Below are 12239 nucleotides of genomic sequence, written 5' to 3'. Positions count from 1 at the left end.
TGTTCGCGCATGGCCCACACCGTCCACGCCCTCGACACCATGCGCGCCCTCGCCGACAAGGGTGAGGTACGGGACGTCGAGGCCGGTTCCGTGATCTTCCGGGCCGGGGAGCCCGGCGACTGCATGTTCGGCCTGCTGGAGGGGACGGTGCGGCTGAGCTGGAACGCCGATGCCGGCCACGAGGACATCCAGGCCGGCGACGTTTTCGGGGCCGGGGCCCTGGTCACCCAGGACCACCGCCGCTATGGCCATGCCACGGCCCTCACCCCCTGCCGGCTGCTGGTGATGAACCGCGAGAAGTTCCTGTTCGCCGTCCAGGAGGCGCCCATGTTCGCCATTGAGCTGCTGGGCTCCATCGACCAGCGCCTGCGGGACCTCAAGGGCGCCAGCCGCTCCTGAGGCGGCCCGGGACCTTGCAAAGCGGGCCGGTCCCTCAACCCCGCTGGAACAGCAGCCGGCGGATGACCCGCTGGGCGATCTCGCCGTAGCCCATCTCCCCCGAGAGGATCTGGGCGATGCGTTGGGGCGCGGTGGGCCGCTTGATGCCGAGCTGGTAGCCCACCCGCGGCACCCGGTAGAAGACCTGGGCGATGCGCTTGCCCCAGGCCATCGAATCGCCCCAGGCCTCGCGCATGCGCAGGCTGTAGTGCTCCAGGGCGGGGGCGTCGCCGTCGAGCCAGCGGTCGAGGGCCGCGGCCGCTTCGCAGCCGCTCAGCAGGGACGGACGCAGGCCCTCGGCCAGGAACGGATCACAGAGGGAGGCGGCATCACCGACCGCCACCAGGCCCGGGCCATGGAGGGGGTGGTGGCCGTTCCAGAGGCGCAGCTGGCCGTGGCGGCGCTCCCCTGCCGACTCCGGCAGTCCCAGGCTGGGCAGCAGGGCGGAAAGCACCGCCCCGCTGTCGGCCTCCTGCTGGCCGACGAAGGTGCCCACCCCGATGCTGTAGCCGCCCCGGCGGGGAAACACCCAGCAGAAGCCGTGGTGCACCAGGCCGAACTCGAAGCGGGCCATGTCGGCGGGGTCGGGATCCGCCGCCACCTCCACCGACACGGTGGCCGCGAAACGGGGCCGGGACGGCCCCAGGCCCAGGGGCGCCGCGAAGCGGGAACCGGAGCCGTCGGCGATCACGACGGCCCGGGACCGCAGCCGCAGATCCCCCGGACCGGCGACCTCCCAGAGGCCGTCGTCACGGCGCTCGATCCGCTCGGCGCGGCAGCCATGGCGCAGGTCACCACCGGCCTCGACCACCTGCTGCCCGAGGAAGGCATCAAGGACGCTGCGGCGCACGATCCAGAACGGGGCTTCCCCGGGCAGCTCGGCCGTCACCGGATCCTCCAGGCACCAGGTGAACCGCACCCGGCGGATCACCTGGTCGACGGCGGGGGCCAGATCGAAGGGGAACCAGCGCTGCACCGAGGCCGCCATGCCGCCGCCGCAGGGCTTGGAGCGCCCCTGCTGCTGGGCCTCCAGCAGGATGACCCGCCAGCCCCGGTGGGCCAGATGGAACGCCGCCGCGCCGCCGGCGGGGCCGGCCCCGACGACGATCACGTCGGCATCGGCAGGGCTGCTCACACCTTGAGGATGTCGGCTTCCTTCTCCGCCAGGTGCTTCTCCAGCTCGGCGATGTAGCGATCGGTCAGCTTCTGGACCTTCTCCTGCTCGTCATGGCTCTGGTCCTCGGAGAATTCGCCGTCCTTCTCCTGCTTCTTGATCCGCTCGATGCCCTCGCGCCGCAGGTTGCGCAGGCCCACCTTGCCCTCCTCGGCGTACTTGGCGGCGAGCTTGCAGAGCTCCTTGCGGCGGTCCTCGGTGAGGGGCGGGATGTTGATGCGGATCACCCGGCCGTCGTTGTTGGGGGTGAGGCCCAGATCGCTCATGGCGATGGCCTTCTCGATCAGGGCCATCGAGCCCTTGTCGAAGGGCTGGATCTGGATCGTCTGGGCGTCGGGGGTGGAGATCGTCGCCAGCGACTTGAGGGGCGTTTCGGAGCCGTAGTACTCGACGGTCAGCTTGTCGAGCAGGGAGGGGTTGGCCCGACCGGTGCGGATGGTGTTGAAGGTGCGCTGGGTGGCTTCCACCGACTTGCGCATGCTGGCTTCGAGATCCATGGCAGGGGAAGGGTGGTGGGGAGGGGACGTCAGCGGGGGGGCGCCGGCACGATGCTGGTGCCGATGGGCTCACCGGCGACCGCCCGCCCGATGTTGCCCGATCCGAACAGGTCGAAGACCACGATCGGAATCGCGTTGTCCTTGCACAGGGCGATGGCGGTGCTGTCCATCACCTCCAGCTCGCCGCTCAGCACGTCGAGAAAGGTGAGGGTCTCGTAGCGGACCGCGTCGCTGTGCTTGGCGGGATCCTTGTCGTAGACCCCGTCCACCTTGGTGGCCTTGAAGATCACGTCGGCGTTGATCTCCGCCGCCCGCAGGGCGGCGGTGGTGTCGGTGGTGAAGAAAGGGTTGCCGCAGCCGGCGCCGAAGATCACCACCCTTCCCTTCTCAAGATGGCGGATGGCCCGGCGGCGGATGTAGGGCTCGGCCACCTCCTGCATGGAGATGGCGCTCTGGACGCGGGTGGGCACCCCGACCCGCTCCAGGCCGTCCTGCAGGGTGATGGCGTTCATCACGGTCGCCAGCATGCCGACGTAGTCGGCCGTGGCCCGGTCCATGCCCGCCGCCGAGCCCTTCAGGCCCCGGAAGATGTTGCCGCCGCCGACGACGATCGCCAGCTGGGTGCCGCCGGAGACCACCTCGACCACATCCTTGGCGATCGATTGAACGATGGCGGGATCGATCCCATAGCCCTGGTCACCCATCAGCGCTTCACCGCTGAGTTTGAGGAGAACGCGCCTGTAGGCCATCGACTCGTGCGATCGGCCGAACAGTAGCAACCCCTCCCGCGCCGCCACCAGGTTGCCGGCGCCGGCGACAGCCGCTTCACTGCCGCAAAGGAGCACCGCCATGGCCGTCGACCCGCCCGGATGTCCCGGCCCCCGAGGCCCCCGCAGCCCCCGCGGCAGTGACGTGATGGCCCGGCTCACGCTCTCGGCCCTGGACCGGGCCAGCACCAGCCCGGGGTTCTGGGGCGAGCCGGAGGTGCACCGGGCCCTGCTGGTCAGCGGCCTGTCGGTGCTCGTCTGCAGCCTGGCCCGGCTGCGGGCCGACCTGGACTGACCCCCGCGCTCCGGGACGACGGCTTCAGTACTCGATGCCCGCCTGGGCCTTCACCCCCTGCTCCCGGAACGGGTGGCGCACCACCTTCATCTCCGTGACCAGATCGGCACGCTCCAGCAGGGCCGGCGGGGCGCCGCGGCCGGTGAGGGCCACATGGGTGAGGGGCGGCCGCAGGGCCAGGCCCCCCAGCACCTGCTCCGGGTCGAGGTAGCCCAGCTTGAGGGCCACGTTGATCTCATCGAGCACCACCAGCTTGCGCTCGCCGTCGGCGAGGTAGGCGCAGGAGCGCTCCCAGGCGCTGCGCACCAACTGGCGGTCGCGCTCCCGGTCCTGGGTCTCCCAGGTGAAGCCCTCCCCCAGGGCATGCCAGTGGAGGTCGTCGCCGAAGCGCTCCAGGGCCCGGGCCTCCCCGGGCTGCCAGCCGCCCTTGATGAACTGCACCACCGCCACCTTGCCACCGTGGCCCAGGGTGCGCAGCACCAGGCCCAGGGCCGCCGTGGTCTTGCCCTTGCCCTCGCCGGTGAAGACGAGCACCAGCCCCTTCTCCAGGTTCCGCTCGCCCACCCGCTGCTGCTGCACCTCACGGCGGCGCTGCATGCGGCGGCGGTAGGCCTCCTGGTCCACCTCAGGGGCCAGGTCGCCCCCCGGGCCCAGCTCCTCGGCCTGGCGATCCAGGGCCCGGGTGGCGTCCGCCACGGCGGGAGAGGGGGTGGAGGCGTTCGCCGTCATGGGGAGCGGTGTCCGTTTGGGGCACTCTGGCGGAGCCGGGCCAGGGCCGTGTCGACGGCCTGCTGCTGGTCCCGGCGGGTGATCCAGTGGTGGTACGTGCGGGTGTGGATCGCCACCGAGTGGCCCATCATCCGGGCCGCCACCGTGTCGGGCAGGCCGATGTGGATCGTGCGCACGGCCCAGGCGTGGCGCAGGTCGTAGGGGGTGATCGGCAGCCCGTAGCGGTGGAACTGCTCCGCCACCCGCCGGCCCACCTGCTGCAGGGTGGTGCGGCGCAGGTCGGTGCAGACCCGGGGCAGCTCGGCGCCGCCCTCCCCCAGGCCCTCCAGGCCGAAGCGCTCCACCCAGTCGGGCTGGAACGGCCACACCTGGTGCTCCCCGGTCTTGCTGGTGGGCAGCACCCGCAGCACCCGGTCGCCCCCCGGCGCCAGGGCGGAGAGATCGCAGAAGAACACCTCGTGGTTGCGCAGGCCGTAGGTGGCCATCAGCCCGTAGGCCAGGCGCCAGCGGGGGTTGGGGATGGCCGCCACCAGCTCCAGGATGCGCGCATCGCTGGGCAGGCCCCGGAACCGGGCCACATGCAGGCCGTAGCCGCCGCTGCGCTCGCTCCAGTCGGCCGGCAGGGGGAGCGCCAGGTGGCGGGCCAGGGCCCCCAGGGCGAGACCGCACTGCTGGCGGCTGCGGCTGGCCAGGGGGTAGGTCTCCAGCACCCGCTCCAGCAGGGGCAGATCAATGGTCGCCGGCACCTCAGCCGACGCGGCGGCCACCGCCGCCAGCCGCCGCAGGTAGGGCCGGTAGGCGCCGCTCCAGGTGCTGCGGCTGCCGGCGGGCCGGCGGCGGCGGCGGGGATCGGCGAAGAAGGCGGCCTCGAAGCCGGCCAGCAGCGGCGTGAGCCCAGCGGCCTCGGCGGGGAAGCCCGCCGCTGGGGGCGCCGGAGCGCGGGATGGCGGCCCCAGGGGCACGGCGGGCGGGGCCGGCGCTGGAGCGGCCGCCCGGCGGCGCCATTGCTCCCAGGAGAAGCGGCCCCGCTCGACCGCCTCCCGCACCCGGGCCAGCTGCTCGAGGGCGGCGGCCACCCCCTCCGGGGTCGCCGGCAGGCCCAGGCTGATCCGCTGCACCGGCCGCGCCGCCGTGCCCTTCGCACAGGGCAGGGGCCCCCGCAGACCGAGCCGCTGCTGGCGGATCTCCAGCCGCAGGCCTGTGCCCGAGGCCGCCAGCTGCCGGTTCTGCTCCCGCACCAGTTCTGCCAGATCAGCTGCCACCCGATCGGGCGGGGCGGGCAGCGGCAGGGCGGGAGGTGGCGGGGCGGGCGGTGGCGGGGCGGCCGGGGGGATGGCGGGGCGATCGGGGAGCTGGGCCGGACGCTACCCCTGCCGTCCCGGCGCCGCCAGGGAGGGCCATGCTGACCTGCCGGGCAGCCGCCGGTGGGGAGGCGGGGTTACGCTCTGCCTTTCTGATCGAAGGCATGGCCAGGGTCGGCGTGCTGCTGCTGAACCTCGGCGGTCCGGAGCGGATCGAGGACGTCGGGCCATTCCTCTACAACCTCTTCTCCGATCCGGAGATCATCCGCCTGCCCACGCCGGCACTGCAGAAACCCCTGGCCTGGCTGATCAGCACCCTGCGCAGCGGCAAGTCGAAGGAGGCCTACCGCTCCATCGGCGGCGGCTCCCCCCTGCGCCGCATCACCGAGCAGCAGGCCAGGGAGCTGCAGAGCCGCCTGCGCCAGGAGGGGGTGGACGCCACCAGCTACGTGGCGATGCGCTACTGGCACCCCTTCACCGAATCCGCGGTGGGCGACATCAAGGCCGATGGGGTGGAGGAGGTGGTGGTGCTGCCGCTCTATCCCCACTTCTCGATCAGCACCAGCGGCTCCAGCTTCCGGGAGCTGCAGCGCCTCCGCCAGGCCGACCCGGCCTTCCGCCGCCTGCCGATCCGCTGCATCCGCAGCTGGTACGACCATCCCGGCTACATCAATGCCATGGCCGGGCTGATCGCCCGTGAGATCCGCAACTGCGAAGCCCCGGAGTCGGCCCACATCTTCTTCAGTGCCCACGGGGTGCCTAAGAGCTACGTGGAGGAGGCTGGCGACCCCTACCAGAAGGAGATCGAGGCCTGCGCCGCGCTGGTGATGGATCGGCTCGCCCAGCTGCTGGGCCACCCCAACCCCTCCACCCTCGCCTACCAGAGCCGGGTGGGGCCGGTGGAGTGGCTCAAGCCCTACACCGAGGATGCCCTGCGGGAGCTCGGGGAGCAGGGTGTCCAGGAGCTGGTGGTGGTGCCGATCAGCTTCGTCAGCGAACACATCGAGACGCTCGAGGAGATCGACATCGAGTACCGGGAGATCGCCACCGAGGCCGGCGTCAGCCACTTCCGCCGGGTGCCGGCCCTCGACACCGACCCCACCTTCATCCAGGGACTCGCCGACCTGGTGCAGGAAGCCATGGCGGGCCCGGAGGTGAACCTCGACATGGCGGCCCAGCTGCCCAAGAAGGTCAAGCTCTATCCCCAGGACAAGTGGGCCTGGGGCTGGAACAACAGCTCCGAGGTCTGGAATGGCCGGCTGGCCATGGTCGGATTCTCCGCTTTTCTGCTGGAATTGCTCACCGGTCACGGCCCGCTGCATGCTCTTGGACTGCTCTGAGCGCCCCAGGCGTCCCGGCCTGCGGAGCCGTTCGCTGGTGATCGCCGCCACCCTGGGGCTGAGCAGCCAGGCCCTGCCCGCCGAGGCCCGCAACGCCAGCCTGTGGGCCAGGGGAGTGTTTCCGGTGGCGAGCTTCGCGGGCTACACCAGCGGCTTCGGCATGCGCTCCCACCCCCTCAGCGGCGACGTCCGACCCCACTACGGCATCGACATCGCCGCGCCCCTGGGCTCGCCGATCCGCAGCTGGTGGGCGGGAACGGTGAGCGAGGTGATCGTCGACGGCGGCTGCGGCAACGGGCTGGTGATCCGCTCCGGCAGCTACGAGCACATCTACTGTCACCTCGGAGGACAGGCCGGCAACGGCGTCTACCGCAGCGGCGGCATCCTGCTGCGGGAGGGACAGCGGGTGGCCACCGGCCAGGTGATCGGCCATGTGGGCCTCACGGGCAGCACCACCGGCCCCCACCTCCACTGGGGCATGCGTTATCGGGGCGCCTGGATGGATCCGGCCCGAGTGTTGCGGGCCATGGCGGAGAGCCGCCGTCAGCGCAACCCAAACCCCCTCCAGCGACCTAACCTTGGTGTCTTCCGCTGATGGTTCCGAGACCCCTGCCCGGACGCCTGGCTCCCGGGCCGACCGCTCTCCCACCCTGACGACTCCCTCCCTTCGCCCGACCCCAGCCGCCGCCGTGACGCTCACGCCCCTTCCCTCCGCCATCGCCGCCGCCGGGACCAGCAGCCCCACTGTTTCCAGTCCTGTGGCCTCGGCTCCGTCGTCAGCGCCGTTGCGGGTGAGCGGGGCCTACGCCCTGATGGATGCCCTGCACCGCCATGGCGTGCGCCACATCTTTGGCTACCCGGGCGGCGCCATCCTTCCCATCTACGACGAGCTCCACAAGGCGGAGGCCCGGGGCTGGCTGCAGCACATCCTGGTGCGCCACGAGCAGGGCGGCACCCACGCCGCCGACGCCTACGCCCGCGCCACCGGCCGGGTGGGCGTTTGCTTCGGCACCTCCGGCCCCGGCGCCACCAACCTGGTCACCGGCATCGCCACGGCCCAGATGGACTCGGTGCCGATGGTGGTCATCACCGGCCAGGTGCCCCGGGCCGCCATCGGCACCGATGCCTTCCAGGAAACCGACATCTTCGGCATCACCCTGCCGATCGTGAAGCACTCCTGGGTCGTCCGCGACCCCGCCGACATCGGCCGCATCGTGGCCGAAGCCTTCCTGATCGCCGCCAGCGGTCGGCCCGGGCCGGTGCTGATCGACGTGCCCAAGGATGTGGGCGCCGAGGAGTTCGACTACACCCCGGTGGCCCCGGGATCGGCGGTCCCCTCCGGCTTCAAGCGTTCGCCGGCCCCCAGACCGGAGGCGATCGGTGCCGCCCTGGCCCTGATCCGCCAGGCCCGGCGTCCCCTCCTCTACGTGGGGGGCGGCGCCATCGCCTCCGACGCCCATGGCGAAGTGCATCAGCTGGCGGAACGGTTCCGCCTGCCCGTCACCACCACCTTGATGGGCAAGGGGGCCTTCGACGAAAACCACCCCCTTTCCGTCGGCATGCTCGGCATGCACGGCACCGCCTACGCCAACTTCGCCGTCACCGAGTGCGACCTGCTGATCGCCGTCGGGGCCCGCTTCGATGACCGGGTCACCGGCCGTCTCGACAGCTTCGCCCCCCGGGCCCAGGTGATCCACATCGACATCGATGCGGCCGAGGTGGGCAAGAACCGGGTGCCCGAGGTGCCCGTCGTCTCCGACGTCAAGCAGGCCCTGGAGGCCCTGCTGCAGGCCTCGGTGGGCGAGGGCTCCAACCGCCGCACCGACGCCTGGCTGGAGCGTATCGACACCTGGAAGCACCACTACCCCCTGGTGATCCCCCAGCCCACCGGCGAGATCGCGCCGCAGGAGGCGGTGATCGCCCTGCGGGAGCTGGCCTCCGAGGCCTTCTTCACCACCGATGTGGGCCAGCACCAGATGTGGGCGGCCCAGTTCCTGCGCAACGGACCCCGCCGCTGGATCAGCAGCGCCGGCCTGGGCACCATGGGCTTCGGCATGCCCGCCGCCATGGGCGTCCAGACCGCCTTCCCCGACGAGACGGTGATCTGCGTGGCGGGCGACGCCAGCATCCTGATGAACATCCAGGAGCTGGGCACCCTCAGCCAGTACCAGCTGCCGGTGAAGGTGGTGGTGCTCAACAACGGCTGGCAGGGGATGGTGCGCCAGTGGCAGGAGAGCTTCTACGAGGAGCGCTACTCCAGTTCGGAGATGACCGGCGGCATGCCCGATTTCCCCGCCCTGGCCGAAGCCTTCGGCGTCAAGGGCATCGGCATCACCGACCGGGCCCAGCTGCGGTCCGGTCTGGCGGAGGCCCTGGCCCATCCGGGTCCGGTGTTCGTCGATGTGCGCGTGCGCCGCAACGAAAACTGCTATCCGATGGTGCCCCCCGGCGCCAGCAACGCCCAGATGGTGGGCCTGCCCAGCCATCCCGAGCTGGCCATCGACACCATCCGCCAATGCAACGCCTGCGGCAGCACCACCGCCAGTGCCCACCTGTTCTGTCCCAGTTGCGGCGCCAAACTCTGAACCTCCTCGCGCTCCTGCTGGCCCTGGTAATCGCCTTTCCGGGTGCTGCGGCTGCTGCGGAGGTGTTCCAGGTGCGCAGCGGCACCCTGCTCCAGGTGGGTGATGGCAACCGCAGCTACCCCGTGGAACTGGCCTGCATGGAACTGGCGCCAGGCCAGGAGAGCGAGGCGATCAGCTGGCTCCGCCAGGCCCTGCCCCGCCGCACCAAGGTGAATCTCCGCCCCATGGGCCAGCGGGACGGCACCCTGCTGGCCCGGGTGAGCCTGCTGGCCGGCGGCGACGACATCGCCGACGGGCTGATCGGTGCCGGCCTCGCCCGGCCGGAGGCCTGCCCATGAGCCTCAACCGCACCGCCAAGGGCATCGTGCTGGTGCCCACCCTGCTGCTGGGCGGGGCCTTCCTGGCCGCCGGCACCTGGGTCGACGGCCCCGCCGCCGCCAACCGGGGTCTGGCCCTCACCCTCGGCGCCGTCCTGATGGGAGCCGGTCTGCTGGCCCAGCTGCTGCCCGAATCCAGCCCGCCCCCCACCGATTCCGACCCCAAACCCTGAGCGCCGGCCCAGGCACCAGCGCGACGACCAAAGATCACAGCCCGGCGCCGGCAGGGGAGGGCGGCCCCAGAGTTGGGACAGTCAGGGCGAAGGGGATGCGGGACTCCGATCGGCTTGTCGTGTCCCTGGCCAAGGTCGGCCTCGACGCCATCGCCGAGGTGGGCGGCAAGAACGCCTCCCTGGGGGAGATGATCCAGCGGCTGGAGCCCGCCGGCGTCCGGGTGCCGGGCGGCTTCGCCACCACGGCCGCCGCCTACCGGCTCTTCATCGCCGCCAACGGACTCCGGCCGGTGCTGGCCGAGCTGCTTGACGGGCTGGATGCCGACGATCTGGCGGCCCTGCAGGCGGCCGGCCAGGGGGCCCGGGAGCGGATCGGCCGGGCGGAACTGCCACCGCCGCTGGCCCAGGCGATCGTGGCCGCCTACCGGGAGCTCAGCGGCGAGCTGGCCTCTGGCGGCGGCCCGGCCGTGGTGGCGGTGCGCTCCAGCGCCACGGCCGAGGATCTGCCGGAGGCCAGCTTCGCCGGGCAGCAGGAGACGTTTCTGCATGTCGAGGGGGAGGCGGCCCTGCTGGAGGCCTGCCGGCGCTGCTACGCGTCGCTGTTCACCGATCGGGCCATCGTCTACCGGCAGCAGCACGGCTTCGATCACCTGGAGGTGGCCCTCTCGATCGGGGTGCAGCGCATGGTGCGCTCCGATCTGGCCAGTTCCGGGGTGATGTTCAGCATCGACACCGAAACCGGCTTCCGCGACGCCGTGCTGCTGACCGCCGCCTGGGGGCTGGGGGAGAACGTGGTGCAGGGCGCCGTGAACCCGGATGAGTGGCTGATCTTCAAGCCCACCCTGGAGCAGGGGTTCGCCCCGATCCTGAGCCGGCGGCTGGGGAGCAAGGCCCTGCGCATGGTCTATGCCGACCCCGGCGGCGGTGATGGCCGGGCGGTGCGCAACGAAGCTGTATCCCCGGAGGACCGCCGGCGCTTCGCCCTCAGCGACGCCGAAGCCCTGACCCTGGCGCGCTGGGCCTGCGTGATCGAACGCCACTACGGCGAGCGCCGCGGGGTGCCCACCCCGATGGACATCGAGTGGGCCAAGGACGGCCTCAGCGGCGAGCTGTTCATCCTCCAGGCCCGGCCGGAAACGGTGGAATCCCGCCGGGGCGGAGCGGTGCTGCGCAGCTGGCACCTGGAGCCGCACGAGGCCGAGGAGATCACCAGCGGCCGGGCCATCGGCGCCTCGGTATGCAGCGGCCGGGCCCGGGTGATCAGCGATCCCGGCGAGATCGCCCGGTTCATGGACGGCGACCTGCTGGTGACCCGCCGCACGGACCCCGACTGGGAGCCGATCCTGAAGAAGGCCAGTGGGGTGGTCACCGACCAGGGGGGCCGCACCTGCCACGCGGCGATCATCGCCCGGGAGATGGGCCTGACGGCGATCGTCGGCACGGGCGACGGCACCGGCCGGATCGCCGACGGCGACACCATCACCCTGAGCTGCTGCGAGGGGGACGTGGGCCACGTCTACCGGGGGGCGGTGCCGTTCCGGGTGGAGGAGCAGGCCATCGGCGACCTGCCGGCCACCCGAACCCGGATCCTGATGAACGTGGGCAACCCCGAGGAGGCCTTCCACCTGGCCTCGATCCCCTGCGACGGCGTGGGCCTGGCCCGGCTGGAGTTCATCATCGCCAACCACATCCGGGTGCACCCGATGGCCCTGCTCGCGCCCGAGCGGGTGACGGCGGCGGCCGACCGGGCGGCCATCGCGGAACTGGTGGCGGGGTACGACGCGCCGGCCGACTACTACGTGGACCTGCTCAGCCAGGGCATGGCCCGGATCGCCGCCGCCTTCCATCCGCGGCCGGTGATCCTGCGCTTCTCCGACTTCAAGAGCAACGAGTACGCCCGCCTGCAGGGCGGAGCGGCCTTTGAGCCGGCGGAGGAGAACCCGATGATCGGCTGGCGCGGGGCCTCCCGCTACTACGCCCCCGCCTTCCGCGCCGCCTTCGCGCTGGAGTGCCGGGCCCTGCGACGGGTGCGGGAGTCGATGGGGCTGGCCAACGTGATCCCGATGGTCCCCTTCTGCCGCACCCCCGAGGAGGGGGACCGGGTGCTGGAGGTCATGGCCGGCGAGGGGCTGGTGCGGGGGAGGGACGGCCTGGAGGTGTACGTGATGTGCGAACTGCCGAGCAACGTGATCGGCGCCGAGGCCTTCGCCGAACGCTTCGACGGCTTCTCGATCGGCTCCAACGACCTCACCCAGCTCACCCTGGGGCTCGACCGGGATTCGGCCCTGGTGGCGGACCTGTTCGACGAGCGGCATCCCACGGTCAAGGACATGATCCGGCTGGCGATCCGCACGGTCCGCCGCTGCGGCCGCAAGATCGGCATCTGCGGCCAGGCCCCGAGCGACTACCCCGACTTCGCCCGTTTTCTGGTGGAGGAGGGGATCGACTCGATCAGCCTCAACCCCGATGCGGTGGTGCCCACCCGCATCGCCATCGCCGCCATGGAGACCGAGCTGGACGCTGCCAGCCCAGCGGGCAAGGCGTGACGGGGCGGGGTCCGGTT

Annotated in this window: 13 protein-coding genes; 8 read left to right on the top strand and 5 right to left on the bottom strand. The window is 71.8% G+C overall.

Features of this window, described 5'->3' with window-relative positions; all coding sequences use genetic code 11:
- Positions 1-9: 9 nt before the first annotated feature.
- A complete protein-coding gene (locus tag CYAGR_RS00280; RefSeq protein WP_015107737.1) occupies positions 10-399 on the top strand; it encodes a Crp/Fnr family transcriptional regulator in 390 nt (129 codons plus the stop codon).
- Between the two features lie 34 nt (positions 400-433).
- Here the strand turns inward: CYAGR_RS00280 and CYAGR_RS00275 are convergent, their stop codons facing one another.
- Genes CYAGR_RS00275 through pyrH form a run of 3 tightly spaced genes read right to left on the bottom strand, consistent with a single transcriptional unit; the run spans position 434 to position 2858 of the window.
- Positions 434-1573 (bottom strand): NAD(P)/FAD-dependent oxidoreductase, encoded by a 1140-nt coding sequence (locus CYAGR_RS00275; RefSeq protein ID WP_015107736.1) that lies wholly within the window; start codon positions 1571-1573, stop codon positions 434-436.
- On the bottom strand, positions 1570-2109 hold the full coding sequence (gene frr, locus CYAGR_RS00270; RefSeq protein ID WP_015107735.1) for a ribosome recycling factor: 540 nt from the start codon (positions 2107-2109) through the stop codon (positions 1570-1572). The genes CYAGR_RS00275 and frr overlap by 4 nt, the downstream gene beginning before the upstream one ends.
- 29 nt (positions 2110-2138) lie before the next feature.
- Positions 2139-2858 carry a UMP kinase gene (pyrH, locus tag CYAGR_RS00265; RefSeq protein WP_015107734.1) on the bottom strand — a complete coding sequence of 240 codons (720 nt, stop codon included), beginning with the start codon at positions 2856-2858 and terminating at the stop codon, positions 2139-2141.
- Between the two features lie 100 nt (positions 2859-2958).
- On the opposite strand from pyrH, the gene CYAGR_RS17935 reads away from it, so the two are divergent.
- Positions 2959-3171, top strand: a complete 213-nt coding sequence (locus CYAGR_RS17935) for a hypothetical protein (protein ID WP_156818321.1) — start codon at positions 2959-2961, stop codon at positions 3169-3171.
- Positions 3172-3195: 24 nt separating this feature from the next.
- Here the strand turns inward: CYAGR_RS17935 and cobO are convergent, their stop codons facing one another.
- Complete coding sequence (gene cobO / locus CYAGR_RS00260) at positions 3196-3900, bottom strand: cob(I)yrinic acid a,c-diamide adenosyltransferase (RefSeq protein ID WP_015107732.1); 705 nt, start codon at positions 3898-3900, stop codon at positions 3196-3198.
- Complete coding sequence (locus CYAGR_RS00255; RefSeq protein ID WP_015107731.1) at positions 3897-5162, bottom strand: site-specific integrase; 1266 nt, start codon at positions 5160-5162, stop codon at positions 3897-3899. The genes cobO and CYAGR_RS00255 overlap by 4 nt, the downstream gene beginning before the upstream one ends.
- A 203-nt stretch (positions 5163-5365) precedes the next feature.
- Between CYAGR_RS00255 and hemH the strand changes: the two genes are divergently transcribed.
- The 6 genes from hemH (at position 5366) to ppsA (ending at position 12222) form a co-directional block, all read left to right on the top strand.
- Positions 5366-6541, top strand: coding sequence for a ferrochelatase (hemH, locus tag CYAGR_RS00250; RefSeq protein ID WP_015107730.1), 1176 nt, complete (start codon positions 5366-5368; stop codon positions 6539-6541).
- Positions 6522-7136, top strand: a complete 615-nt coding sequence (locus CYAGR_RS00245; protein WP_015107729.1) for a M23 family metallopeptidase — start codon at positions 6522-6524, stop codon at positions 7134-7136. Before hemH ends, CYAGR_RS00245 begins: the two co-directional genes overlap by 20 nt.
- Before the next feature lie 217 nt (positions 7137-7353).
- Positions 7354-9126, top strand: coding sequence for a biosynthetic-type acetolactate synthase large subunit (gene ilvB, locus CYAGR_RS00240; RefSeq protein ID WP_043326054.1), 1773 nt, complete (start codon positions 7354-7356; stop codon positions 9124-9126).
- Positions 9108-9464: a hypothetical protein gene (locus CYAGR_RS00235; RefSeq protein ID WP_015107727.1), complete on the top strand. Its 357-nt coding sequence runs from the start codon at positions 9108-9110 to the stop codon at positions 9462-9464. Before ilvB ends, CYAGR_RS00235 begins: the two co-directional genes overlap by 19 nt.
- Positions 9461-9676, top strand: coding sequence for a GIVxVP protein (locus CYAGR_RS00230; RefSeq protein ID WP_015107726.1), 216 nt, complete (start codon positions 9461-9463; stop codon positions 9674-9676). The genes CYAGR_RS00235 and CYAGR_RS00230 overlap by 4 nt, the downstream gene beginning before the upstream one ends.
- A gap of 95 nt (positions 9677-9771) precedes the next feature.
- Positions 9772-12222, top strand: a complete 2451-nt coding sequence (gene ppsA, locus CYAGR_RS00225) for a phosphoenolpyruvate synthase (RefSeq protein WP_015107725.1) — start codon at positions 9772-9774, stop codon at positions 12220-12222.
- Positions 12223-12239: the final 17 nt, after the last annotated feature.

The organism is Cyanobium gracile PCC 6307 (assembly GCF_000316515.1).
In the GTDB taxonomy this organism is placed as follows: domain Bacteria; phylum Cyanobacteriota; class Cyanobacteriia; order PCC-6307; family Cyanobiaceae; genus Cyanobium; species Cyanobium gracile.
The sequence above is the reverse complement of the archived record's forward strand: the minus strand, read 5'-3'. Positions and strand labels throughout refer to the sequence as shown.